22 protein-coding genes are annotated in these 26,298 nt (G+C 57.3%); 13 read left to right on the top strand and 9 right to left on the bottom strand.

Going from position 1 to position 26,298, the window contains the following annotated elements:
• Positions 1-8 precede the first annotated feature (8 nt).
• From I6N98_RS08050 to I6N98_RS08040, 3 genes are read left to right on the top strand one after another with little or no spacing between them, the layout of a single operon-like run.
• Complete coding sequence (locus I6N98_RS08050) at positions 9-857, top strand: ABC transporter ATP-binding protein (protein ID WP_198571264.1); 849 nt, start codon at positions 9-11, stop codon at positions 855-857.
• 49 nt (positions 858-906) lie between these two features.
• Positions 907-2,220, top strand: a complete 1,314-nt coding sequence (locus I6N98_RS08045; RefSeq protein ID WP_198571263.1) for a CmpA/NrtA family ABC transporter substrate-binding protein — start codon at positions 907-909, stop codon at positions 2,218-2,220.
• 42 nt (positions 2,221-2,262) lie between these two features.
• A complete protein-coding gene (locus I6N98_RS08040; protein WP_198571262.1) occupies positions 2,263-2,859 on the top strand; it encodes an ANTAR domain-containing response regulator in 597 nt (198 codons plus the stop codon).
• A 106-nt stretch (positions 2,860-2,965) separates the two neighbouring features.
• Here the strand turns inward: I6N98_RS08040 and I6N98_RS08035 are convergent, their stop codons facing one another.
• Positions 2,966-3,574 (bottom strand): MiaE family protein, encoded by a 609-nt coding sequence (locus tag I6N98_RS08035; protein ID WP_198571261.1) that lies wholly within the window; start codon positions 3,572-3,574, stop codon positions 2,966-2,968.
• 57 nt (positions 3,575-3,631) lie between these two features.
• Positions 3,632-4,099, bottom strand: coding sequence for a DUF1289 domain-containing protein (locus I6N98_RS08030; protein WP_198571260.1), 468 nt, complete (start codon positions 4,097-4,099; stop codon positions 3,632-3,634).
• A 231-nt stretch (positions 4,100-4,330) separates the two neighbouring features.
• Here I6N98_RS08030 and acnB point away from each other — a divergent pair, with 231 nt between their 5' ends.
• Positions 4,331-6,958, top strand: a complete 2,628-nt coding sequence (acnB, locus tag I6N98_RS08025) for a bifunctional aconitate hydratase 2/2-methylisocitrate dehydratase (RefSeq protein WP_198571259.1) — start codon at positions 4,331-4,333, stop codon at positions 6,956-6,958.
• A gap of 79 nt (positions 6,959-7,037) precedes the next feature.
• Here acnB and I6N98_RS08020 read toward each other — a convergent pair whose 3' ends face one another.
• Both I6N98_RS08020 and I6N98_RS08015 read right to left on the bottom strand, forming a co-directional pair.
• Positions 7,038-9,617 (bottom strand): DUF6351 family protein, encoded by a 2,580-nt coding sequence (locus tag I6N98_RS08020; protein ID WP_198571258.1) that lies wholly within the window; start codon positions 9,615-9,617, stop codon positions 7,038-7,040.
• 225 nt (positions 9,618-9,842) lie between these two features.
• Entirely contained in the window at positions 9,843-10,325 is a 483-nt protein-coding gene (locus tag I6N98_RS08015) for a glutathione peroxidase (RefSeq protein ID WP_198571257.1), read from the bottom strand.
• Positions 10,326-10,496: 171 nt separating this feature from the next.
• Here I6N98_RS08015 and fliK point away from each other — a divergent pair, with 171 nt between their 5' ends.
• The 3 genes from fliK (at position 10,497) to I6N98_RS08000 (ending at position 13,297) form a co-directional block, all read left to right on the top strand.
• Complete coding sequence (fliK, locus tag I6N98_RS08010) at positions 10,497-11,783, top strand: flagellar hook-length control protein FliK (RefSeq protein ID WP_198571256.1); 1,287 nt, start codon at positions 10,497-10,499, stop codon at positions 11,781-11,783.
• Positions 11,780-12,094 carry an EscU/YscU/HrcU family type III secretion system export apparatus switch protein gene (locus I6N98_RS08005; protein WP_232787509.1) on the top strand — a complete coding sequence of 105 codons (315 nt, stop codon included), beginning with the start codon at positions 11,780-11,782 and terminating at the stop codon, positions 12,092-12,094. Before fliK ends, I6N98_RS08005 begins: the two co-directional genes overlap by 4 nt.
• Positions 12,095-12,157: 63 nt before the next feature.
• Positions 12,158-13,297: a PA0069 family radical SAM protein gene (locus I6N98_RS08000; protein WP_232787508.1), complete on the top strand. Its 1,140-nt coding sequence runs from the start codon at positions 12,158-12,160 to the stop codon at positions 13,295-13,297.
• A 43-nt stretch (positions 13,298-13,340) separates the two neighbouring features.
• Here the strand turns inward: I6N98_RS08000 and chrA are convergent, their stop codons facing one another.
• The 5 genes from chrA to I6N98_RS07975 form a co-directional block, all read right to left on the bottom strand.
• On the bottom strand, positions 13,341-14,489 hold the full coding sequence (gene chrA, locus I6N98_RS07995) for a chromate efflux transporter (protein WP_232787507.1): 1,149 nt from the start codon (positions 14,487-14,489) through the stop codon (positions 13,341-13,343).
• Between the two features lie 23 nt (positions 14,490-14,512).
• Positions 14,513-14,794, bottom strand: a complete 282-nt coding sequence (locus I6N98_RS07990; RefSeq protein ID WP_198571255.1) for a hypothetical protein — start codon at positions 14,792-14,794, stop codon at positions 14,513-14,515.
• A 6-nt stretch (positions 14,795-14,800) separates the two neighbouring features.
• Positions 14,801-15,421, bottom strand: coding sequence for a PAQR family membrane homeostasis protein TrhA (gene trhA, locus I6N98_RS07985; protein ID WP_198571254.1), 621 nt, complete (start codon positions 15,419-15,421; stop codon positions 14,801-14,803).
• A 151-nt stretch (positions 15,422-15,572) separates the two neighbouring features.
• Positions 15,573-15,848: a hypothetical protein gene (locus I6N98_RS07980; protein ID WP_198571253.1), complete on the bottom strand. Its 276-nt coding sequence runs from the start codon at positions 15,846-15,848 to the stop codon at positions 15,573-15,575.
• Between the two features lie 260 nt (positions 15,849-16,108).
• On the bottom strand, positions 16,109-16,567 hold the full coding sequence (locus tag I6N98_RS07975; protein ID WP_198571252.1) for a MaoC family dehydratase: 459 nt from the start codon (positions 16,565-16,567) through the stop codon (positions 16,109-16,111).
• 76 nt (positions 16,568-16,643) lie between these two features.
• Here I6N98_RS07975 and cls point away from each other — a divergent pair, with 76 nt between their 5' ends.
• From cls to I6N98_RS07945, 6 genes are all read left to right on the top strand, one after another.
• Positions 16,644-18,104 carry a cardiolipin synthase gene (gene cls, locus I6N98_RS07970; RefSeq protein WP_232787506.1) on the top strand — a complete coding sequence of 487 codons (1,461 nt, stop codon included), beginning with the start codon at positions 16,644-16,646 and terminating at the stop codon, positions 18,102-18,104.
• Between the two features lie 89 nt (positions 18,105-18,193).
• Entirely contained in the window at positions 18,194-18,805 is a 612-nt protein-coding gene (locus tag I6N98_RS07965) for a paraquat-inducible protein A (protein WP_198571250.1), read from the top strand.
• Positions 18,802-19,518, top strand: a complete 717-nt coding sequence (locus I6N98_RS07960; protein ID WP_232787505.1) for a paraquat-inducible protein A — start codon at positions 18,802-18,804, stop codon at positions 19,516-19,518. The genes I6N98_RS07965 and I6N98_RS07960 overlap by 4 nt, the downstream gene beginning before the upstream one ends.
• The gene (locus I6N98_RS07955) at positions 19,511-21,808 is read left to right on the top strand and encodes a PqiB family protein (protein WP_198571249.1); all 2,298 of its coding nucleotides are present in this window, start codon (positions 19,511-19,513) and stop codon (positions 21,806-21,808) included. Before I6N98_RS07960 ends, I6N98_RS07955 begins: the two co-directional genes overlap by 8 nt.
• Positions 21,809-21,900: 92 nt before the next feature.
• A complete protein-coding gene (locus I6N98_RS07950; RefSeq protein ID WP_198571248.1) occupies positions 21,901-23,145 on the top strand; it encodes an efflux RND transporter periplasmic adaptor subunit in 1,245 nt (414 codons plus the stop codon).
• On the top strand, positions 23,142-26,288 hold the full coding sequence (locus tag I6N98_RS07945) for an efflux RND transporter permease subunit (protein ID WP_198571247.1): 3,147 nt from the start codon (positions 23,142-23,144) through the stop codon (positions 26,286-26,288). The genes I6N98_RS07950 and I6N98_RS07945 overlap by 4 nt, the downstream gene beginning before the upstream one ends.
• The last annotated feature ends 10 nt before the right edge of the window (positions 26,289-26,298 follow it).

Genomic DNA, 26,298 nt, shown 5'->3' with positions numbered 1-26,298 from the left:
AGTTAATCATGCCTAGCTATCTCGATATCTCCCATATCAGCATGGACTTCCCCACTAAGGCGGGGCCCTTTCGCGCCTTGGACAAGGTGGATTTAAAAATTGACCGCGGCGAGTTTATCTCATTGATCGGCCACTCCGGCTGTGGCAAGTCCACCGTACTCAACGTCGTTGCCGGTCTCTACCAGGCCAGTGAGGGCGCCGTTATTTTGGAATCCAAAGAAGTGAATCAACCTGGCCCGGATCGTGCTGTGGTTTTCCAAAATCACAGCCTGTTTCCCTGGCTTACGGTCTACGAAAATGTCGAAATCGCAGTTAAACAAGTCTTCAAACGCAGCAAAACCAAAGCCGAAATTCGGGACTGGGTTAAACACAACCTTGAATTGGTGCACATGTCACACGCTTTGCACAAATATCCTGCAGAAATCTCCGGGGGTATGAAGCAGCGAGTGGGCATTGCGCGAGCCTTATCTATGGAACCCAAGGTATTACTCATGGACGAACCCTTTGGCGCCCTGGATGCCCTCACCCGGGCCCACCTGCAAGACGCCTTGATGGATATCCAGGCCGAGCTCAACAATACCGTGATCCTGATAACCCACGACGTCGATGAAGCCGTACTGTTGTCGGACCGTATTGTGATGATGACCAACGGCCCCGCGGCAACGGTTGGCGATATTCTGAGTGTCGACCTTCCCCGGCCCCGGGAGCGACTGAGCCTCGCGGACAACCCCGACTACAATCACTACCGGGCAGAGGTACTGACCTTCCTGCATAAAAAGCAGGCAAAAAGTGAAGTCCCACCACGACAGCCCAAACCCACGGAGTCGTCGTCACCGCTTAAAAAAGTAGTGGGCTAAAGGCAAAATAGCATGAGACAACATCGAGTCAGATCTTACGAGGCGCCTAATGGAAGTTGAAAAATCCGAGCTGACACTGGGTTTTATCCCGCTGACAGACTGCGCGCCCCTGGTGATCGCTCATGAAAAGGGCTACTTCCGCAAGGAGGGCCTGTCGGTCACCCTGTCCCGGGAAACCTCCTGGGCAGCGGTGCGGGACAAGATCGGCCTGGGCATTCTCGACGGCGCCCAAATGATCGCCTCCATGCCGGTGGCCTCCAGGCTTGGGGTCTGCGGCCCCAAGATCAATATGGTCAGCGCCATGGTGCTGGACCTGAACGGCAATGCCATCACTATCAACAATGAGCTGTATGAGCGCCTCTACAGCATTGATCCCCGCAGCGAGTTCAGTCCGCTGATTGCGGCTCAGGCACTGCAATGCTTGGTAGAGGAAAACAAACGAGCCAGGCGTCCCAAGCTGCGTTTTGGCGTGGTCTACCCCTGCTCCACACAAAACTATGAACTGCGCTATTGGCTGGCCAGCGCCGGCATCGATCCGGACCATGATATTGAAATCGTGGTCATTCCCCCACCGCGGATGGTCTCGGCAATGGTGGACGGCGACATTCACGGGTTTTGCGTCGGTGAACCCTGGAATACCCTGGCCGTGCAACAACAGCTCGGTCATGTGGTGGCCACCAAATACCAGTTATGGAACAACAGCCCCGAGAAGGTCTTTGCTGTCAACGAGAGTTGGGCCGAGCGCCACCCCGCTACTCACCAGGCGGTATTGCGAGCGCTGCTGCGCGCCTGTGCCTGGTTGGACAAAAAGGAAAACCGTCGCGCCGCCGCACGCATAATCAGCCAGGCTGCCTATATCGCGCTGCCAGAGGACACCGTGGCCATGTCGTTAACCGGCCACTCCCTCAAGCACAAAGACAGGCCACCGGAATCGGTATCGGACTTCCACGTCTTCCACCGCTATTCCGCCAATTTCCCCTGGTTAAACCACGCTGAGTGGTTTATCTCCCAGATGTACCGCTGGGGGCAGTTGACCACCCCTATTAATATCGAAGAAACCGTATCGTCAGTGTTTAAGCCTGCAGAATACCGTATCGCCGCAGCGGCAGTGGGCATAGAATCGCCCAGTATCGACCGGAAAACAGAGGGCAACCTGCACGAAAAAATGATGCTGCCCAAGTCCCAGCAACTGGGACCCAACCAATTTCTCGATGGTCAGGTGATCACGGTTGGCGGCATACTGAAGTACTTGGAACAGCAGAGTTTGTCCCGAGCCGATATAAAGGCATTGCGTTTGATTAACGATGCCATGAACAACCGCCAGACCAAGGCCGAAGCATCGGACAGTGGCTCTGAACACTAGTACCGGGCAGATAGTGCCCGCCATGAGGCCTTTAATGACACAATGAAAGTATTGCTTATTGATATTGATGACAACCGCGCCAACAAAATTGACCCTATTGTGTCCTGGGCCGGCATGGAGCTGCTAAACCTCAACAACCATCGGGCCGATGGCCCCGCCGGCAACCACAGTGCCGACATTTACACCCACGTAAAGAACGTTCACCCGGAAATCATCTTGGTGGACACCGACTCCCCCAGCCGGGATGTACTGGAAGACCTGGCGCAACAAAATCGCACTGCCCCCAAAACCGTCATCACCCTGGATAAAAGCCAGTCCGAGAGCATCAATCGCCTGGCCGCCGATGTGGGTATCAGCCTCTATGCCATAGACGCGGTCCCCCACCGCCTGCTGCAAGCCCTTATCGACGTCACCATCAGCCACTTCCACAGTATCGACAGACTGCGCAGTGAAGTGCAGGAACTCAAGCCCGCGATAGAAGAGCGGCAATTCCTCAACCAGGCCATTGCCTTTATTATGGATACCTACGGCCTGTCGGAGCATCAGGCCAATGACTTACTCACCAAAAACGCCGACCGGCAGCAACGAGACATTGGCGCGCTGGCAAAGCAGCTAGTGGAAACCGGCTCTTTCGTTTAAGGCTGGTCTTGGGTTTAGACGGTTTTGGGTTTAGCTGATCTTAGGCTTAGCTGATCCTGGTTCACTGAGCCGCAGTAGCTTAAATCGCTACGGCGCCAGCAACGAATCACGCTGCCAGGGGACCGCTGTGGAAGCGAAACGCCGTATCGGTACTTTCAATCAGTTGTTGCTCGCGCTCCCGAAACACCGCGACTCGGGGGGCAATATCCTCGTCGGCATAGCTTCGGGCCAAGGAGAGGTAGTCTTTGAAGTGACGACTCTCGGATTTCAATAGCCCCTCGTAGAAGGCTTTCAGTTCTTCGTCCAAGTGCGGTGCGATGCGGGCAAAGCGCTCGCAGCTGCGGGCTTCTATCAACGCGCCGCAGATCAGAATATCCACCAGTTTGCCCGGATCGCTGCTGCGGGCCAGTTCCCGCAGGCCATTGGCATAGCGGGCTGAGCTGATATGGCGATACTCCACCCCGCGCTTTTTCATGATGGCCAATACCTGCTCAAAATGCCGCAGCTCCTCTCTGGCCAGCCGGGACATTTTGTTGAGCAGGTCGATCTTGTCAACGTAGCGAAACATCAGATTGAGGGCCGTGCCCGCCGCCTTTTTTTCGCAGTTGGCGTGGTCGATCAACAGCTCTTCAGGGTGCGCCAATGCTGCCTCTACCCAGGCATCGGGGGTTTCACAGGGGAGAAAATCGAGGATTTCGCTGATATCTACAGACATGACAGAGACGGCACCGGGGAAAAGGCCGGCATTATAGCAAAGCCCAGGCGGTATTGATCAGGCCCGTTTTTGCACGAAGCGCCCGATATAGCGCTCGTAGTGGGCCAGGGAGAGCTGATAAAACTCGTTGTCGATGACTTCCCTCAGCGCGGGCAGCCCCAGGTGTTGCCAATTGGCATCCACCACAAAGCCGTACTGGCGCGGCTCCTGTATCTGCCCGGCACCGGCGCGAAGCAGCTGAAACAGCCAGATGTAGGGGGCTTTGTGGGCCGGATAGCGCAATTGCTGCGTATCCAGCTGCCAGCGCAACAGCTCCGCATTGACGATATGCAGCTTATCCCCCATCACCTGGACCAGAAAACTGTCCAAACGCTGATCGATGATGCCCTTCTGTTCCTGGCTATAGCCATTCCAGTCGATAATTTCGTGGCAAAAGCGCTTGCAGCCACGACAGACATCGTCGCCGATACCGGTGGAACACACACCAATACAGGGGGTTTTGATGCGGGGCACACTGTCTGCCAAGGCACAGCTCCAAAGGTCATTTCAGGACGTCGAAAGGGTAAGCCAGTGTCGCCCACGCCACAAGGGGAACAGGCGCGGATTTGCGGCTTCACGCAATACGCTTAACGAATATAGGGTTTTTCAGTATAATCGCCACCCCCTATTTCACATCGATGATGGGCATCGATAGCCCCGGCCACCGGCGATCCCGGTGTAGCGCGGGTACTGAAACGTCAGAGAGGAGTCCCCAAAGTGCTAGAAGCCTACCGCAAGCATGTCGAAGAGCGCGCCGCTCAGGGCATCGTCCCCAAACCCCTTAACGCCGAGCAAGTTGCAGGCCTGGTTGAACTACTGAAAAACCCGCCCGCCGGCGAAGAAGAGACGCTCGTCGACCTGATCAGCAACCGCGTTCCCCCCGGCGTGGATGAGGCGGCCTACGTTAAAGCGGGCTTTTTGTCTGCCCTGGTTAAGGGCGAGACCTCCTCTCCCCTGATCAGCAAAGAAGAAGCCGTGAAACTGCTGGGCAATATGCACGGCGGCTACAATATTGCCACCCTGGTGGATTTGCTGGACGACAGCGACCTGGCCGAACTGGCTGCCACCGAGCTCAAGCATACCCTGCTGATGTTTGATGCCTTCCACGACGTGGAAGAAAAAGCCAAGGCCGGCAATGAGCACGCTAAAGCCATTCTGCAAAGCTGGGCCGACGGCGAGTGGTTCACTCAGCGCCCTGACGTCCCAGAGTCCATCGTCAAGACCGTCTTCAAGGTTACCGGCGAAACCAACACCGACGACCTGTCTCCGGCCCCGGATGCCTGGTCCCGTCCCGACATCCCGCTGCACGCTCTGGCCATGTACAAAATGGCCCGGGATGGCATTACCCCGGATGAGCCCGGCACCATTGGCCCCTTGAAGCAAATCGAAGAGCTGGAAAAGAAAGGCCACCCCATCGCCATGGTGGGCGACGTTGTAGGTACCGGTTCATCGCGTAAATCCGCGACTAACTCAGTACTGTGGTTCTTCGGTGAAGACATTCCCGGCGTGCCCAACAAACGCGGCGGCGGTGTGTGTATCGGCGGTAAAGTGGCCCCGATTTTTTACAACACCATGGAAGATGCCGGCGCACTGGTCTTTGAAGCCGACGTCGACAACCTCAACATGGGCGACGTGATTGAGATTCGTCCCTACGACGGTCAGATCAAGAACTATGAGACCGGCGACGTGCTCAGCACCTTTGAGCTGAAGTCCCAGGTGCTGCTGGACGAAGTCCGTGCCGGTGGCCGAATCAACCTGATTATCGGTCGCGGCCTGACCGCCAAAGCCCGCGAATCCCTGGGTCTGCCCCCCTCTGACCTGTTCCGCCAGCCCGCCCAACCGGAAGACACCGGCAAAGGCTTTACCCTGGCACAAAAAATGGTCGGTCGCGCCTGTGGCCTACCCGAAGGTCAAGGCGTGCGCCCCGGCACCTACTGCGAGCCCCAGATGACCACCGTCGGCTCCCAGGACACCACCGGCCCGATGACCCGGGACGAGCTGAAAGACCTGGCCTGCCTGGGCTTCTCTGCCGATTTGACCATGCAGTCTTTCTGTCACACCGCGGCCTACCCCAAGCCCGTGGATATCGACACCCAGCACACCCTGCCAGACTTCATCCAAACCCGCGGCGGTGTTGCCCTGCGCCCCGGTGACGGCATCATCCACAGCTGGCTGAACCGCATGCTGCTGCCCGACACCGTCGGCACCGGCGGTGACTCCCACACCCGCTTCCCGATGGGGATCTCCTTCCCCGCCGGCTCCGGTCTGGTGGCCTTTGCCGCCGCCACCGGCGTCATGCCGCTGGATATGCCTGAGTCCGTGCTGGTGCGCTTCAAAGGCAAAATGCAGCCCGGCATCACCCTGCGGGACTTGGTTCACGCCATCCCCTACCAGGCCATTAAAGACGGCCACCTGACCGTCGAGAAAAAAGGCAAGAAGAACATCTTCTCCGGCCGCATTCTCGAGATCGAGGGCCTGGAAGGCCTGACCGTCGAGCAGGCCTTTGAGCTGTCTGACGCCTCTGCCGAGCGCTCCGCTGCCGGCTGTACCATCAAACAAGGCATCGACGAGATCTCCGAGTACCTGCGCTCCAACATCACCCTGCTGCGCTGGATGGTGAGCGAAGGTTACGGCGACCCCCGTACTCTGGAGCGTCGCGCCAAGAAGATGGAAGAGTGGCTGGCCAACCCCAGCCTGCTGGAAGCCGACGCCGACGCCGAGTACGCCGCGGTTATCGAAATCGACCTGGACCAGCTCAAAGAGCCCGTGGTCTGCTGCCCCAACGACCCCGACGACGCCAAGCTGCTGTCTGAGGTTCAAGGCGACAAGGTCGACGAAGTGTTTATCGGTAGCTGCATGACCAACATCGGTCACTTCCGCGCTGCGGGTAAACTGCTGGACGCCCACAAAGGCAACCTGACTACCCGCCTGTGGTTGTCACCGCCCACCAAAATGGACCAGCACACGCTGATGGAAGAAGGTTACTACAACATCTTTGGCGCCGCCGGCGCTCGGATGGAAATGCCCGGCTGCTCGCTGTGCATGGGTAACCAAGCCCGGGTAGCAGACGGCGCGACCGTGCTGTCCACCTCCACCCGAAACTTCCCCAACCGCCTGGGCACCGGCGCCAACGTCTATCTGACTTCAGCCGAACTGGCCGCGGTCGGCGCCATCGTTGGCAAACTGCCTACCCCCGCGGAGTACCTGGAGTACTGCAAAGATCTGGATAGCATGTCAGAGGAAATCTACCGCTACATGAACTTCGATCAAATCGAGTCCTTCCAGAAAGGTGCGGAAGAAGGTGTGCGTATCGCCTCAGTTGAAGTGACTGAAGTCGCGGTATAAACCGAACTCGCCACTTAAACGATTAAGCCGCCTACGGGCGGCTTTTTTGTGCCCGGTCACCCCTCAAACACATTCCCCACTACTCATTGCTCGACCTCACCGCCCGCCATTGCAGGGAGCGAGGAGACAGAGTGCCGCCTTCCGTGAACAGCGAGGTGCCGCCCACACTGGGCCATCGCAGGCTCTTTTGCCCCAGCGGCAAATCCCCTACACCTGGTTGGTCGTAATCGCATACGCCATCGGGGAATATTTCTACCAGCTCCGCCAAGTGCTGCGCATCCAGCAGGCCATTGTAATCGGCGGGGTCGATGGCTTTTAGCTGGCATTTGATCACGTCACCTGACATAGGCATTCCCGCCACCATGCGCGGAGTTTGAACAACCGGCAGCGCATTGGCACAAGGGCCACTACCAGAGCCATCCGCCTCCCAGGTTTCCGGTGCATTCACCCCAATAGGGACCTCCATACCTGGCAGGCCGAGGTCGGCCAGTATTGGCACCTGACCACCCAAAGGCAGTAAAAGCACATTGGGCAAATCCAATTGCCCGCCCAGGGTGGAAATCGAACAGGAGTCTACTGCACCATAGGGTGCCGCAGGGCCCATGGGGCGCAGTGAAGCAACGTCATTCACCCGGTTGTTTGATGGGTTTTGGCGGATAGCTTCGGTCCAGGCGTCCATGGTTTCAAAGGCGTCGGGCTGGGTCAGTACCCCGCGCCAGATAACGTGAGTATCCTCCCGTCCTTCGCGGGCATTTAAACGCGCGCGAATAGTAAACGGTCGCACTGACTCGTGGATGTTTAACAGTGGAATAACGTCGAGGTAGGGGGCTATATCCATAACCGGCGTCTCGGCTAAATAGCCGCGACCGATCACTTGGCCAATCTGGTATAACCGTCCTGACAGTTCCTCCGACATGGCGTGACGTTCGCTGACAAAGTTACCATCGATATCCAAACCGCCAATTTGGCGATTGAGGTCGATAAACTCTTCGGCGCTAATAGCACCGGCTTTGAGCGCCTCTAGCCCGTATTGCACACCAATATTATCCAAGGGGCGGCGGGCAACTTCCACATTGGGGTGATCGGGGTGGGGTTCTGTGCCCAACCAATTCACATTGGCGTCCTGCACCGTGCAGCGGGCACCCGCTGGGTTGTCTTGGGGGTGATAGCGCAGGTCTTCCGGTACGTTTCCGCAACCTTCCTGGGCCTGGACCTTGTCAAAGAAGGTACTGATCCAGCTCTTACATATCTCGTTGTTAAGGACATCACTCTCGCCGCTGGGGTCGAGTTCACTGACTGGCCCCAAACTAAGCGAACTCTGCACATTGTGCCCGGTCACCGCGGCCCGTTTATCTGGGGTAGACCAGTCAAACTCACTGTTGTCGAAGTAATTCACCAACAGACCGCAATCCACCACCGTCATTGCTGTGCTGGCAATGTCGGAGAAGGTCGCGGTAGGCATGGCGCCGGTCAGCAAACCAGGCGCACTATTGGCAGCGTTATATTGCTGCAGCGCCGCTCCTGAACCGTTGGTACCAATAAACTGATGGGGGACGCCATAATCCTCAATGATATGTTCCTTGAGCATCATGGTGGTCTCAAGGCTGACAAAGGGATTACAGTGCACCCCGAAGGCCGAAAGCGTGGAATGCACCACGATATCACCTTTGCCCAGTCGCTCTGCCCCGCCCACCAAGTTGATTAGCAGGTTGCCGGTATCCACTAGCGCCGCCAAGGCCTCTGGGTCCTGGTTGGCCAGGCCTTCCTGCAGCGCAGCAGGAATGTCCGGAGGCGCACCTAAAACGAAGTTAGGCGAGTTACTCCCCTGGTGATAGCCCACATCGCAAGACTCACCATAGATATAGTAAACCCGCCGGTTCCAACTGGGTGTAAAGGGTGTCGGACCACCCCGGGCAATGGGATCATCCAGCACGGCAATTCTGGCAATGCCGCGATTAATAGTGGCCGACTCAACCCGCACGATGAAAGGTAGCGATTCACCGTCACGCGTCACCGTGGTTTGCATATCTGGAGGGTAAGCGTCGGCATTGGGGTCAAGCTCAGCGTATTGTAAGTCAGGGAGTCGCCGATAAAACCATTCGTAGGTGGTCGCGATGCTGCAATTCTCGTCCAGCGGCTCGCCAAGGCCTGACTCAACAGTACGGCAAGCAAAGGGCGACTGGTGGGGGCCGGAAATAATAGGGCCTGTAATAGGGTGATTGGTTAAGATAATCTCCACACGGCGCCGCTGATCACCCTCCCCAACCTCAACGGCAAGCACATTGTCGCCAGTCTGCAAACCGACAATCATGGCTTCTAGTTGTTCCGCGTTATCGCCGTGGCGGATATCTGGGAATATCTCTTGTCCATTAAGACTAAAATGCGGCGTTGCGTCCTCAGACACCCCACGCACAGCCACTAGCACATCACCACCGGACACCGTTTCAGGAAAGGTTGATAGAGTGAGTAGCTCTATTTCCCCCTCAGCCAAAGGCGGGGTTTCATAGGTGTGTAGGTCAACTTCAACAAAGTCTTGATTCACCCCAGGCTCTGGATTATCGCTGCCCACTCCCTTACTGGAGCTGGAGCTGGAACCACCACCGCAGGCCGCTGCCAGCAGCGTGCAGGCCACAATGCCTATGCATCGCCGTATATTCATACTTTCACCGTTATTATTATGGTTTGTTTTTGAAGCCGGCTCGGGCGCGTATTCCCGAGTGCCCTGCTAAGCCTACATCATAGTTTTTGGCTGCATCACAGAGCCTGAGCAGTCAAAGCTGCTGTTTATAAGCCATTGGCTCCCAGCAGTGAAGTCGCGTCAAAGGGTGACGCGGCCTCACTGCCGACTAGCTGGCAATTTTTTATTGATGTCTTAACGTGCCCCTCATGCCTTTAATGCCGCCTCAATATCCGATGCAATCGCCGCGGGCTTGGTCATAGAGCCATAGCGCTTGATCACCTCACCATCTTTGCCCACCAGAAATTTGGTGAAATTCCACTTGATGCGGTTACCCAATGTGCCGGGGGCAGCTTCTTTCAGGTAGGCAAACAGGGGATGGGCGTTTTTGCCGTTTACCTCTAGTTTTTCAGTCATCGGGAAACTGACGCCGTAGTTAATCAGGCACTCGCCCTGAATGGTGTCAGCATCGCCGGGTTCCTGCTTGCCAAACTGGTTACAGGGTGCGCCGATTATTTCCAAGCCCTGGTCTTTGTATTTATCGTAAAGCTCCTGCAATCCGGCGTATTGGGGCGTAAAACCGCATTTGCTGGCGGTGTTAACCACCAGTACCACTTTGCCCTGATATTCGTTCATCGCCAGGGGCTTTCCCTGTAAGGTATTGAGTGAAAAATCGTAAAACTGCGTCATTGCGGTCTCCTTTGCGTTAAGCAGTGTCGGTATGACTGTGGCCGTCAGTAACGACGCTTATTGGTTTTGGTGCTGCGCTCTCTCAGCTTACTATACGCTATACCGAGTGGTGCGCAGTTAAAGCTTACCGGCATTTTGCCGATAACAGGGTGAACACTCGCGAGTACGCCCATGGTCATCATAAACACGACCCCCGCCATTCAGCCAGCGGCGGTAAACCGCCCTGCTGGCCCGGCGCCGATTTTGCCGGCGGACCGTCTATTGATGGCGGTCGTGCTGGGGCAAAAGGCCGGTCATCTGTATGAGCTGGCCTCGGGCAACCTGCGGCTAATGGCAGAGAGCCAAACGCCACTGCGCCAGGGCGAGCAGCTGCAACTGCAAGTCACTGGCCGGGATGCCCAGCAGCGCCCGCTATTACAAATCCTCAACCGAGCCGACGCCAAACTGTTACCGCTGCTAAAAGCCACTCTACCCCAACAGCAGGGCCTGAATCAGCTTAGTAGCGGTTTGATCACCGCGTTGGCGCAATCTCCCCAGTCAGCACCCAACCATGCGCTACAGGCCGGCTTGCAACAGCTTTTCGCTGCCTTGCCCCGCCGGCAACAAATGCAGGACCCCCGCGGTTTGCAGCAAGCGCTTTTAAACAGCGGTTTGTTTCTGGAAGCCGGCCTGGCCCAGGGCCAGGTGGGGCGCTCGGACATCAAGGCTCAGCTACTGCGCTTGGCGGCACTATTGGCACGGCAACACTTCGGCAGTGCAGAGAGTACACCCGCCACAGCAAATCGCCCCGGCACAGAATACCGCCCCGCAAGGAGCTCACACCCCCACGCCTCTCATTCAGCGCCACCGTCGCGAAACCCGGCAATGTCGGCCTACGCCAATAGCAGCCCAACCCCCACCAGTAGCGAGTTGCCTGGAGCAATACGCAGTCAGGGCCGCCTGCCGATCACTCGCCATGTCGACCCCGGCCAGCTGCTAAATCAGCTACAACATCAGGTAGACGGCGCACTGGCCCGCATCCAGGCCCACCAATTGCTCAGCCTTCAGAGCAAAGACGACAGCCAACGCCCCCATATCATGGAAATTCCGGTTGTGGACGAGGACGGTATCGATGTCTGGCAAATTGCAGTGGAGCGAGCCCCCTATCGGGATAAAGAACAACACGATGCCCCCCAGGATCGTGACCACCAGGGCGATACCCAGCACCAGTGGCGCTTTACGCTCAGCTTTGACTTCCCCGCACTCGGCGCCATCAAAGTCACCGTTGCCGATACCAAAGGCACCCTGGACATTCAGTTTACCGCCGCTCGACCGGCAACGCTGGCACTGATTCAGCGCTACCAGAGCGAGCTGGAAGAGCATCTTGAGGGCCCCTGCGAGATCCACAGCCGCTGTGGCGATACCGACGGCCCCGGGTCGCCCCTCAGTAGCCGCCATCTGCTGGAGGACCAGGCATGACTACGCCCCCCAAACCCCACTCAATGCCGGGCAGTATTGCCGTCTCTCTTCACTATGACGGCGACACCGCCCCCACGGTGAGCGCCAAGGGCGAAGGCGAAATTGCCCGGCGCATTCTGGAAATTGCTACCGAAGCGGATATCCCCATTTACCAGGACAAGCAACTGGCCATGCTGCTGTCTTGCGTGGATCTGGATACCGAAATACCGCCGGCACTCTACGTGGCCGTGGCAGAGATTATCGCTTTCGCTTACCGCCTCAAGGACCGGGTCCCAGGTGACCCAAAACCACCGCCAGACAGCGACCGCTAGGTACAGCAGGCCTGCACCAAATAAATACTGTACATTTAACCAGTATAGCAGTAGCCTGTGGTCATGATGGACAAATCCTACACAGCCGCGCCAATTAAAGGGCGCGGCACCGCTTCACGGCTCCCGGGGCGCTTTGCCCAGCACTGGGTGGAACCCTATGTTGAGCCCAGAACAGAGGGTGAGCCCAGAACAGGGGGTGAGCCCAGAACACAGCAAGAAACGATAGATCTTCTGGAGCTCTCCCCGACCGCGCCCACTACCGAGCTGCGGCAGGAAACCGCCAAGTCCATCATTACCCGCAACCGTTCGCCGGATGTACCCTTCAACCTGTCCATTAACCCCTACAGGGGCTGCGAGCACGGTTGTATCTACTGTTTTGCCCGACCCAGTCACGCCTATATCGACCTGTCGCCGGGCATCGATTTTGAAACCAAGATCAGCGTTAAACACAATGCTCCGGCGCTGCTTGAGGCGGAACTACAGCGGCCTGGCTATCAGTGCCAACCCATTGCTCTGGGCATCAACACCGACGCCTATCAACCGCTAGAGAAAGACACTGAGGTCACCCGCCGCTTGTTAGAGGTGGCGCTGCGCTTTAAGCAGCCGATCTCTATCATCACCAAAAGCGCCCTCATTCTCCGGGACCTGGATCTGCTTCGGGCCATGGCAGAGCATAATCTGGTTCATGTGGCGATCAGCGTCACTACATTGGACAAGGCACTAAAACGGCAACTGGAACCTCGAGCCAGCAGCGGCGAGAGCCGGCTGCGCACTATTCGCGAACTGCGCGCCGCCGGTGTGCCAGTGAGTGTATTGATCGCTCCGGTCATCCCCCTGCTCAACGAGCGAGAGCTGGAGCAGATCGTCGCCGCTGTCGCGGAAGCCGGCGCCCAGTCCGCCTCCTACATTCCGCTGCGGCTTCCACATGAGGTGGCGCCGCTCTTTATCGACTGGCTTTACCAGCACTTTCCCCAGCGGGCGGGACATATTCTTAGCCGCTTAAAAGATATCGGCGGCGGTCGGCTCTACAACAGCCGCTTTGGCGAGCGCATGCGGGGACAGGGAATTTTTGCCGAGCTGATCAACCAGCGCTTTCATCGCGCCCTGCGCCAGCACGGCCTGGCGGCTAACCAGCGCACCGAACTCAACTGCGGAGACTTTTGCCCACCATCAAGAGGTGGCAACCAGCTGTCGCTGTGGTAGCACCGAGCACTTTTTCACTCCAGCATTGCGGACTGCCGCGGTACTAAAACTGCCACCAGCCCAGCAATGAGAACCCCACAATTAACACTCCCACCGGTACCCGCTTGCTGCGCAAGGCGACAAAGCCAAGCACCGCCACACCCGCGGCCCACCAGCCCGCAGGCGCATGGCCGGTGATGGGGCCAAACCAGGCCGCCACCAACATCCCCACCGCCGCCGCATTCACGGCGGTGACGGTCGCAGCAATACGGGGCCGCTGAGACAGGGTCTGCCAACTCTCCCGCAAGGCGATCACCAACAGAAACCCCGGTAGAAAGACCCCGGCCGTCGCCACAGCCGCAAAGGTCAGGGCAGACTCCGGCCGCAGCACCGCCCCCAGATAGCTGGCCAGGGTGAACATTGGGCCCGGCACCGCCTGGGCCGCCGCGTAACCCAATAAAAATTGATCGGCGGGCACCGCGTCACCAATAAAGCTCTGCAGCAGAGGAACAACCACATGGCCACCGCCAAACACCAGGGCGCCGGCTTGATAGAACTGGGAAAACACCGAGCTTGCCGCGACGAATGAAGCCAGCAGCACCAGCGCAAATATAAGCAGTGCGCCTTTACCGCTTGCTGGCAATGTCACTTGCGGTACTGGCCTATTTGGTTTCTCGCTGCGCAGATAACCCAGTACCGCAGCTGCGGCCAACACCGCGAGCTGAGTCAAAGGCGTGGTAAGCCACCACAGTGCTAAGGCCGTTAATGCAGCGATCACGGCGGTATCCCAGCGACGGCAAAACTGTTGACCCATCGTCCAGATGGCATCGGCCACCACCGCTACCGCCAGCAGTTTGAGGCCCTCCACCACCCCGCTTTCGAACAACAGCGGCCCCAGACCGTGTTGCTGACTACTGGCCAGCGCCCACATCAGCAGAAACGAAGGCAGGGTAAAGCCCCAAAAGGCTCCCAGCCCGCCCCACAAACCGCCGCGATGGCAGCCAATGGCAAAGCCCAGCTGGCTGGAGGCAGGACCGGGAAGAAACTGACACAGGGCAAGGTTAGCGGCGAACTGATCTGAGTTGAGCCAGCGTCGCTGTTCGACAAACTCTTTGCGGAAATAGCCAATGTGAGCAGCGGGTCCGCCAAAGCTCACACAACCCAGGTAGAGAAAGCGCACAAAGATCCGCCAGGTTTCCACCAGCTTAACCACCCGAGGCCCCCACAATCAGATCGTTACAGCGCGCGCCACCAAAATGACAACATGGCCAGCCACAGCACCACGCTCATTACCGAAGCCGGAAACAACTTATGGCCCAATTCGGTGCCCCGGCGTTTTTCCACCGCTGTGTACATCAAGGCCGCACCCACCAGCCATTGCAGCGCCAATAGCAAAGACGCCGTTGCCCACTGGTACGGCACACCGGCCAAAGAAAGGGGCATAAACAAGGCGATCAGCGGTATGGCGATCAGCACTGCCGCGACACAAATCCAGACATCGACCAGTTTTAGCGACATACCGCTCTAAGCCACATAGTAGTATATAGTCAGGTAATGGCAGACACTGCCCGCCAGTACAAACAGATGCCAGATACCGTGAAAGAAGCTGACCTTTTTATCCAGGGCATAGAATATGATCCCCGAGGTATAGGCCACCCCTCCAATTAGCAGCAAGTTAAAACCCGCCGGGGGCAGCGCCGCAAACAGCGGTTTAATCAGCAATAGAGACAACCAACCCATTAACAAGTAGATGGGGATCGACCACAAACGGCGGCGCTGAGAGGATGACACTGACTCCAAAACCATCCCCACCACCGCCAGCAACCAAATCACCGCGAACATCCACCAGCCGTTGCCACCGCGCAGGGTGATCAACAAAAACGGCGTGTAAGTACCGGCAATTAGCAGGTAGATGGCGAGATGGTCCAAGTGCCTGAATAAGGCTTTGTGCTGGCCTTTAGTGCTGTGGTAGAGGGTCGAGAACAGGTAGAGGGCGATAAGGCAAACGCAGTAAATCGACAGGCCAGCGATTTTCCAGCCGTGCCCGGCCAACAGCGCCGGCCATACCAGTAACGGCGCCCCCACGATGGCGGCAACAACGCCAGCAAGATGTGTAAAGCTATTAAAGCGCTCCCCAGGGTGCACGGAAACTCCCACTGCCGCATTAACGGCGTCCAGGTAAAAATCATCTCAAGGAATATAGGCGACGCGGCTGACTATAGTGTTGCCGGGCTGGCTGTGCAAGTCGTGCATAGTTTGAAGAAACGATGCACCTTTTGTTGACGGTAATACGGAGTTAGCTGTCTTCGCGGCGACCTTCAAACAGGACTTCTACGTGCATGGCGCCGTTGGTACTAATGACTTTGCGAATGGTGATGTTTCCCAGGCGACCATCTCGCAGCTTGAGCCGATACTCCTGTTGCTCCAACTTGCTTCCGCTTTCCCGGTCGAGATGCAGGCACCCCATCCAGTTAACGTAAGCGCCCTCGCGGCCACCTTCATTAACATACACCGGCACGTTACTCAGTAACTCCCGGTCATCGACCAATACACTACCATGCGTCACATCCATGGACGACATCCTCCCGAGAACGCTCTTTCAGTTTCTGCTCGTCCCTACTGCGCGGACTCTCGTTTGGCATTACTTTGCCATAATGGTTCCGGCAATTCGACACTAGAATGTAATAATACTGTTTTATTTATAGATCAAAAACAATCCGCAAGCTAACAAACTGGGATGAAGTTCACAATATGAACAGCGCAGGGCCCGCGCTGATCGGGAGCGGCTCGAGCTGCCTGCCCTCGTCGCCCCGCGGGAGAAAGAAGCGCTCGCTACTGGGGAAAATAACGGGAAATCGTATCGACAACACAAGCCGGCCGGTCGCTGCCTTCGATTTCCACAGTGACACGCACCACCGACTGAATCCCCCCTTTCGCCTCTTCGGCGCTGAGCAGCTCGCCCACACCCCGAACCCGCGATCCGACGGTTACCGGCTGGGGAAAGCGGACTTTTTCACACCCGACATTGACCCCCATCGATATGCCCTGCACGTCGATAATCTGCGGCAAGAACACATTGACCAGGGACAAGGTCAGATAGCCGTGGGCAATACAGGCGCCAAAGGGACCGTCCTTGGCTCGCTCTGGATCGACGTGAATCCACTGGTGGTCGCCGGTGGCATCGGCAAATAAGTTGATGCGCGGCTGATCAATGTTCAGCCAGTCGCTGGCACCCAGCTGCTCACCCACCGCGTCGAGCAGCGCCGAAGGAGTAGAAAATACCCGAGTCATTATTCATCGCCTTGTCGTTTTTTTAAGCGCCGCACTATACCATTCGCCCAACGCGGGCAAATCGTCTGACAGTAGGATGACATTGACAGTATTGCTTGAATGGCTCTCCCAAAACCTGGCCAGTATCGCCGCCATTGTCGCGACACTGTTCGCCGTTCTTGGTGTGATGTCCGCTCTGGAAGCCATCATGAAAAGCCGTACCGCCCAGGGTGCGGTAGCCTGGGCCATCGTGCTGGTGGGCTTTCCGCCCTTATTCGTGCCGCTGTACTGGGTGTTTGGCCGGCGACGCTTTCGCGGCTACGCCATGGCCAAGCGAGAAGACGCCCGGGAGTTTCACCGCCAGGCCAATCGACTGGGGCTAAGCCTGTCCGATTTCGATGCCCAAGACAGCGACAACGACCCGCGCCTGGTCGCCTTGCCCCAACTTAGCAGCATGCCCTTTAGCCGAGGCAACAGTGCCAGGTTGCTTATCGATGGCGATACCGCCTTTGCCGACATTTTTGAGCACATACGCCAAGCCAAAGAATATGTCTTGCTGGAGTTCTACATCGTCCGCGACGACCAGGTCGGCCGCGAGCTGGCGGAGCTGCTGTTGGCTAAAGCAGCAGAGGGATTGGCGATCTACTTTATCTACGACGAGATCGGCAGTTTTCAACTGCCCCGTCAGTATATTCATCGCCTGCGGCAGGGAGGAATCGCAATCCACCCCTTTAACAGCACCAAGGGCGTGGGCAACCGACTGCAGCTCAACTTCCGCAACCATCGCAAAATTGTCGTCACCGACGGCGCCTACGCCGCCATCGGCGGCATGAACATCGGCGACGAGTACCGCCACCAGCACCCGCGTCTGTCCCCTTGGCGGGATACCGGTTTGGCGATCACGGGCCCCGCCGTGAAGGCCGTACAACTGGCCTTTGCCGAGGACTGGTACTGGGCCACCGAGCAGCTGCCGGCATTGAACTGGACGCCCAAACCCAATCCCAACGCCGACAATCACCTGCTAATTTTACCCTCGGGCCCCGCCGACTATGTAGAGACCTGCGCGCTGTTTTTCCACAATATGATCAACCAGGCGCAGCATCGCCTGTGGATAGTCAGCCCCTATTTCGTGCCCGATCCACCGGTGATTCAGGCCCTGCAGCTGGCCGCCATGCGGGGCGTCGATGTGCGCATTATGCTGCCGGATTTGCCAGACAAGCTGATTATCAAGCTGTCTTCCTACACCGCCATCCGCGAGACCCTGCCCCAGGGTGTGCAGTTTTACTACTACCAGAAAGGCTTCCTCCACCAAAAAGTGCTGCTGGTGGACGACGATATCTCCTCGGTAGGCACCGCCAATTTGGACAACCGCTCACTGCGTTTAAATTTTGAAATTTCGGCGGTAAGTCACGATAAGGACTTTGCCCGCCAGGTGGAGGCTATGCTGGTGGAGGATTTTCGTCAGTGCACCCAGTTATTGCCCAAGACCGTCGCCAAGTGGTCGCTGCTGCGCCGCATACTCAGCCGTTGCGCCTATCTATTTGCGCCAGTGCAATAATCTCGCCCCGACCATGTCAGGCAAACACCAGCTAATGTCCGACAAACACCACGTGCGCTGCGGGCCTGTTAGGCTAAACTATAGCGCTTATGAGTAGCTTATCTCCCATCGCCTGCCCCGATTGCGACTTGCTGGTAAACGCCCAGGTTGCCCCCACAGGCTCACGCTTAAGCTGCCCCCGCTGCGGAGCTGCGCTGAGTGAAGGCGGTGCTCGAGACCCGCAATACGCCCTGGTAGCGGCAGTAACCGGCTTGATCGTATTTCTGCCCGCAGTGGCACTACCGATCTTACAGTTCACCTTGGCCGGTCAAAGAGGCAGTAACACTTTGTTAGCCGGCGTCGCCCGACTGTGGCAAGAGGGTTTCCCTGCCCTGGCTCTGCTGGTTTGCCTATGCTCGTTGATCGCGCCATTTATTCAGCTCCTTGCGACTGTCGTGGTAAGCGGTAGCCAGTACACGGGTACACTGCCCCGCGCCTATCCCCGCTGGATAAAGAGCGCTGTTTTCCTGCAACACTGGAGCATGCTGGAGGTCTATGCGATTGGTATTCTGGTGGCCTACGTAAAAATGATGGACACTGGCGATGTCATGATCGGCAATGGCAGCTACTGCCTAGCCGCCTTGATTCTTTGCCTGATCGCCACCAGCCTGTTGTTCGACCCCGCTTCAGCCTGGCGGTATTGGGAGAAACGCCAACCGTGACAGATGCTAAAGATGCCGGATCAGCGGCTACGCCCAATCGGCTGGTCACCGCCAAACAGCAGGGTTTGGCCCGCTGTGATCACTGCGGCCTACTGTGCAGGGTCTCGGTTGCAACCAGCCGCCAGCACGCACAGTGCCCGCGCTGTGGCGCTGCTTTGCACTATCGTCGGCGGCGGAGTTTGCAACGCTGTTGGGCACTGTGCCTGGCGGCCACACTGCTGCTCATTCCTGCCAATGTGCTGCCGATTATGACGGTCATCAACTTTGGTCAGGGCGACCCCGACACCATTATCTCCGGCGTGGTAAAGCTGTGGCAGTCGGGACTGTGGGGCATTGCCAGCGTCGTGTTTATTGCCAGTGTCATCGTCCCCTTTGTCAAGATCGCCATCCTTGTCTCGCTGATGCTGGTCGTGCATTGGCGCTTGGCCCTAAGTCCCCGCCAGTGCATGATTCTGTACCGCTTTGTACATCTTATCGGCCGATGGTCGATGCTGGACTTATTTATGATCTCCATTCTGGCGACGGTGGTACATATGGGTAACATTGCCCTGGTGGAAGCCGGCCCGGGCGCCACCGCCTTTGCCGCCGTGGTAGTACTGACCATGCTGGCGGCCAACCAGCTCGACCCGCGATTGCTGTGGGATCAGCTCGACCCCACGCCCAAAATAAACGACGGCAACCCTAACAAGCACACAGGTTTGACCCATGAATAACATTGATCGGGATTCTTTGCCCGAGGCAAGTTTCGCACCCCGGCGCCGACTGTCATCGGTGTGGTTGTTGCCCTTAGTTGCGGCAGCCATCGCATTGTGGCTGCTGTATCACAATATGGCTGACTCTGGCCTGGCGGTTACCGTACATTTCGCCGACGGCAGTGGCATCACCGCCGGTAAAACACCGGTGGTTTACCAGGGGATCACCGTCGGCCAGGTTGAGTCTCTACATCTTAACAACGACCTGGATGGCGCCACCGCAACCCTGGCTCTGGATATCCAGATCGAGCCCTTAATTCGCAAAAACACCGAGTTTTGGTTGGTGAAACCCCAGGTTTCCCTCTCTGGGGTGTCGGGTCTGGATACCCTGGTAGCCGGTAACTACATCAGCTTTAAGCCCGGTGACGGCAAGGCCGCAAGCGAGTTCCGTGCTCGTACTGATCCGCCGCCCTTTGCCGACAATTCACCGGGGTTGCGCCTGCTGCTGGACGCACCGCAATTGGGGAGCATCAGTATTGGCGCCCCGGTACTGTATCAACAGATCGACGTTGGCGAAGTCGAGGGCTACCAACTCAACGATCAGGGCGTGGAAATCAGCCTACGTATCGACCCCCGCTACCAGCATCTGGTCAATGAGCAATCGCGGTTCTGGAATCACAGCGGTGTCAGCGTCAATGCCGGTTTACAGGGCGTCAAAGTAGAGACCGGATCCCTGGCCAGTGTGCTGGCCGGTGGCATTGCCTTTGACAGCCCAAAGCAAGGCGCCGAAGTCGAGCCGGGGCACCGTTTTACCCTGCATGACAGCAAGGAAATGGCCCAGGGTGGCAAGACCGTTGCCATCCGTTTTCGCAGCGCCGAAGGCCTCAGTGCCGGCGCCAAAGTGCGCTTACAGGGCCTGGTGATAGGCCGGGTCGACGCAGTGGAGTTTAGCGACAACGATCCCCGTCAGGGCGCCGATGCCACGGTGCGCATTCGCGCTCCCTACTATCGCTATTTGAATGCCGATACCGATTTTTGGCTGGTGACACCCCAGGTATCGACCCAAGGCATTCAGGGTTTGGATACACTGCTGGGTGGCCCTTACATCAGCGCTCGCTTAAACGGCGAACCCGGAACGCTCGCCGCCCGGTATACCGCCCTCAGTGCTATCCCCGACCCCCGCATAGATGCGCCTGGGCTGCGGTTAACACTGCGCTCAGACCAACTGCATTCCGTTGATGTCGGCAGCAAGGTTTTCTATCGCAAGATCGCTGTGGGCCAGGTCGAGTCGGTATCCCTGGATGCTTCGGGTGTGGATCTGGGTATTTTTATCCACCAACGCTATCAACACCTCGTCCACCGGGAGTCCCGATTCTGGAACGCCAGCGGCTTTGCGATAAGCGGTGGACTGGGCGGCCTGGAGTTACAAGCGGATTCTCTGGCGACGATCGTGTCCGGGGGTATTGCCTTTCATACGCCAGAAATCCCAAACCCGCAGGCAGCCTGGGAGGGTCTGCGCTTCAAACTACACCCCGATTACGACAGCACCTTTGCGGATAAAGGCCGAGAAATTTCACTGCGCTTTTCCACCGGCAGCGGCATCAGCAAGAGCACTGAAATCAAATACCAGGGCATCAAGGTCGGCGAAGTCACCGGCATTGAACTCAACCGTACCATGGACGGCGTGAACGTCAGCGCCCGGCTCGCTCCATCTGCCAAAGCACTGGCCCGCAAAGGCAGCCAGTTTTGGTTGGTAAGCCCGCAGCTGGGCCTGGTGGGCACCCGCAACCTTGAAACGCTGGTCACAGGCAGCTATATCAGTGTTCTGCCGGGAGACGGCGAACCTCATAGCGAGTTTATTGCCCTGGACAGACCACCGCGACTCGCCAAACCTGGACGCGGTCTGAACCTGGTACTAACCGCACCGCGCCGGGGCTCCATCAAAGAGGGAGTGCGGGTGTTTTACCGCGATATCCCCGTTGGTCAGGTCTTTGGTGTTGAGCTCTCCGGCGATGCAAAGCAAACCCTGGTACATATCAATATCGAGCCGCGGTACAGCAAGCTCGTCCACCGCGGCAGCCGATTTTGGAATTCCAGCGGTGTGTCGGTGAATTTTGGACTGTTCACTGGCACCACCATCCGCAGCAAGGCGGTTGAATCACTGCTGGAAGGGGGGATCGCCTTTGCTACTCCAGAAGGAGAGGACATGGGTCCCCCGGCTCAATCCGGTGAGCGCTTTGCGCTGCATAGCGATGTCAAATCCGACTGGCTGGATTGGTCGCCAGCCATAAATGTAGACCGCCAGCCCTAATCACGGTGGCGGTTACCGATCTGTCACAGACGCTGAGGGTACATGTGGGTACAATAGCGCCTGGCTAAATTCAGCAACAAGAGAAAATACCTGTGCCGACCCTGCGCCGCCAAAGCCTGATCGCCGCTGCCATAATTGTCATTGCCGTTGTTCTCGCAACTGTCCTGTTTCTGCTTAGGCCGGCCCCCGAGCAAGTGGAGGTCAAACAACAGCCATTGATTGTCGATGTGGCCGTTGCAGAGAAGCAAACGCTGTCGATCTCGCTTCACTCCCAGGGCACCGTCAAGCCCCGCACTGAAACCCAACTGGCCTCTGAAGTCAGTGGCCAGATCGTAACTGTCTCGGACAATTTCGAGTCCGGCAACTTGGTGGAAAAAGGCGAGGTACTGCTGCAGATCGACGACCGCCAATATAAAGCGGCGGTGGTGAGTGCCCGGGCGGCGATATCCAGCGCCAAGAGCGCACTGATACAGGAAAAGGGCCGCGCTGCAGTGGCCAAACGCGACCTCCAGCGCTATCCCCGAAAACACGTCAGCCGAGAAGCCCGGGAGCTGGCCCTGCGGCTGCCTCAACTTGAAGAGGCCAAAGCTCGCTACAACTCAGCCGTTGCCGATTTTCGCCAAGCCAAAATCAACCTGGAAAAAACCAAAATTCGCGCCCCCTATCGAGGGATTGTTCAATCCAGGCTGGCGGACGAAGGCGATATCGTTGGCGCCGGCAGCCAACTGGGCAGCCTCTTCTCCATCGACACGGCCGAGATACGCCTTCCTATTCCTCTCGATCGCCTAAGCAACCTCGACTTGCCGGTAGCGGGCAGGGAAGTATCAACCGAAGCCGTGCTAAAGGACGAACTGGACAACCACTGGCGGGCTCGGATCATTCGCACCGAAGGTGCCCTGGATGAGCGCAGCCGGGTGTTGTATGCCGTTGCCGAGGTGCCTGACCCCTACGCGCTGGACAGCGACCGTCCGCCGCTGCGCAATGGCACCTTCGTCACCGCCAACATTAGCGGCAAGGCCATCGACAATCTCATTGCCATTCCCCGACACATTCTGCGGGCCGGCAATAAAATTTGGGTCGTTGACGCGCAAGATCGCCTGATTAACCGCGAGGTAGAGGTGCTGCGCAGTGACGGCGATTTGGCTTATGTTAAGAGCGGACTGGAAAATGGCGAACGGGTTTGCTTGTCCAGCATTCCCAACGCCATCACCGGCACTGAGGTACAAATTCAACACACCGTAACGACCTCATCCCTGGCCGACTCGGAGCTACCCCCTCCAGTGTCGGATGACGCCCCTGCGGCAGAAGCGCTGTCCACCGGGGACGCGACACAATGATCACCGACGATAGCAGCAACCAGAAAAGGGGCGTTATTGCCTGGTTCGCCCGCAACTCGGTGGCCGCCAACCTGTTGATGCTGATTATAGTGTTTAGCGGCATCATCGCGGCCACCAGTATCAACCGGCAAATGCAGCCGGATTTTGAAATCAACGTCATTGAAATCCTTGTACCCTACCCCGGCGCGTCACCAAGCGAAGTTGAACAGGGTGTGGTACTAAAAATCGAGGAAGCCCTCAGCGATATAGAGGCCATAGAAAGCCTTGAAGCTACCTCCCGTGAGTCGATTGCATCGCTCCGGGCCGAGATATATTCCGGTCGCGACAATCTCGCGGTGATGGACGAAATCAAAAGCGCCATTGACGGGATATCCAGCTTTCCGGAAGAAATCGAGCGCCCCATCGTTAATCAGGTCAAGTTCGACAAGCATGCCCTGCAACTGCAAGTATCCGGCAACCTCGATGAGCGCAGCATGAAGTTGCTGGCCGACAGCATGAAACAAGAAATGCTGCAAAACCCCAATATCGCCATGGTTAAGGTTAATGGTGGACGGGAGTTCGAGATCGCCATCGAGGTTGCAGAGGCCACTCTGATCAAACACGGGTTGACCCTGGGCGATGTTGCCGACGCGGTGCGACGCTCATCCCTGGATATTCCCGCCGGCGCCATTAAAACCCGCAACGGCGAAATACTGCTCCGCACCAAAGGCCAGGCCCGGCGCCAGCAGGAATTCGAGAATATTGTGCTGCTATCCAGCGCCGACGGCGTCCGTTTAACTCTGGGTGATATCGCCGTCATCAAAGACGCCTTTGTCGAGACCGACGCCTTCTCGTATTTTGACGGTCAAAGCAGTATTGGCCTGCAAGTGCTCGCTGTGGAAGATCAGGATTTGGTGAAAGTCGCCGAGGCCGCCAAACACTATGCCAAACAAAAACAGGCCCAACTGCCCGAGGGCGTCTCGGTGGATGTGTGGGCAGACGCCACCTTTTACCTGAATGGCCGCATCGACATGATGATCAAAAACCTCGGCGCCGGGGCGTTGTTGGTGTTTGTGGTGCTGGGGCTGTTCCTCAATATCAAACTGGCGTTCTGGGTCATGGTGGGCCTGCCCATCTGTTTTCTGGGAACCTTTGCAGTGATGCCCTATGTGGATGTCACCATCAATATGATGAGCCTGTTCGGCTTTATACTGGTGTTAGGGATAGTGGTGGATGACGCCATTATAATTGGCGAAAGCGCCTACTCGGAATCCGAACGCTACGGCCACTCACTGAACAGCATTACCGACGGGGCCCTTAAAGTGGCGACACCGGCCACCTTCGGGGTTCTCACTACCATTGCGGCATTTATGCCCACCCTGTTTTCCAGCGGTGCCTTTGCGCCGTTCCCGGAGGCCATCGGCTGGGTGGTTATCGCCTGCCTGGCCTTCTCCCTGGTGGAATCCAAGTGGATTCTCCCCTCTCACTTGGCTCACTCACCGCCGGGAACGGGCAGCTTTTGGCTCAAGCTCGATTCAATTCCCCGTTACTTCAACGGCAAGCTGACCACCTTTGTAGAGACTCGCTACCGACCACTGATACTTCGGGCTATCGAGCACCGCGTTGTCACAACCGCAGTCTTTGTCGGCTTATTGATTGTCACCGCCGGTCTGGTGCTGGGCGGTATTGTGCGCTTTGTCATGCTGCCTCAGGTACCTGCAGATTTCATGCAAGCCAATCTGGAGATGGTGGAAGGCACGCCAGAAGAAGAGACCCGCCGGGCCTATGAAAAAATGCTCACTGCCCTGCAGCGCACTGATCAGGAGTACGTTGAGTCGCATCCGGGGGACAGCGAAAAACATTTGGTTAAGCATATCGCTGCCTACGGCGCCGATGGCCTCAAGGTCCATTTTATGGTGGAGCTGTCCAAAAACGAGCAGCGTGATATCGACGGTACCGAAATTGCCCGTCGTTGGCGGGAAGCCATTGGTAGTATTCCCGGCGCCAAAATCCTGGCTATTCATTTCACTGATCCCGGCGCCGGCCCGGCCATCTCCTTTAAGCTGAGCGGCAATAAATGGCAAGAGCTGGAACAAGCCGCCGGCGAGATTGAAACCGCACTGGAGCGTTACAGCGGCGTTTACGATATTCGCAATGGTGCCAGCACCGAGCGGGACGAAATTGTCCTGGAAACCAAGCCCAGCGCCCAAAACGTCGGTCTCTCCCCCGCCGCTATCGGCCAGCAGGTGCGGGATGCCTTCTACGGTGCCGAGGCCCAACGGGTACAGCGCGGCAACGATGAAATCAAAGTGATGGTGCGCTACCCCAGGGAGCAGCGCGAGTCGGTATCGAGCCTGCAAAGCATGTACTTGCGCAGCCAGGAGGGGAATTTTATTCCGCTAAGCAGCGTGGCCGAGCTGAATGTAGAGCCCAGCCAAGACAAGCTAACCCGCATAGACAGTGAACCCGCGATTACTGTCTCGGCACAGGCCGACAAAGACGCTGTCGAACCCAACAAGATCACTGGCGACATCATGGATGGGCTTATTCCCCAGCTCAAGCAAAAATTTCCGTCTTTGAAAGCTCACCTCAGCGGCGAGAGTGAGGAATTTTCGCTGATGCTGAATAGTCTCTTTGTGGGCTTCGGTATGTCGTTATTTGGGATTTTTGGCTTGCTGGCAATCCCTCTCCGATCCTACGCCCAGCCGCTGATTATCATGTCGGTGATCCCCTTCGGCATTATCGGGGCCATCGTTGGGCATATGATTGTTGGCGTCGCTTTTAGCATGATGTCGTTCTTTGGCGTTATCGCCCTCTCCGGGGTGGTGGTCAACGACAGCTTAATCATGGTGGACTTTATCAATACCGCCAGATCCCAGGGGGAAAAGTTGCTGGATGCGGTGGTCAATGCCGGCTGCCAGCGTTTCAGAGCCATACTGCTAACCTCCTTGACCACCTTCTTCGGCCTGCTGCCTATGCTGCTCGAAACGAGCCTACAGGCTCAGATGGTGCTGCCTATGGCGGTGTCACTGGCCTTCGGGATCATTTTTGCTACGGTAATCACCCTGATTTTGATTCCCTGCCTGTATATTATGCTGGAGGATGTCGGCCATGCCCTTTCAAGCCGCAAATCGACGCGGGAATCCCAGTTCCAGCGTGTTTAAGGTTGGATGA

This window comes from Spongiibacter nanhainus (assembly GCF_016132545.1).
GTDB classification, from domain to species: Bacteria; Pseudomonadota; Gammaproteobacteria; order Pseudomonadales; family Spongiibacteraceae; genus Spongiibacter; species Spongiibacter nanhainus.
Note: the sequence above shows the minus strand (reverse complement) of the source record. Positions and strands in the feature narration are given on the sequence as shown.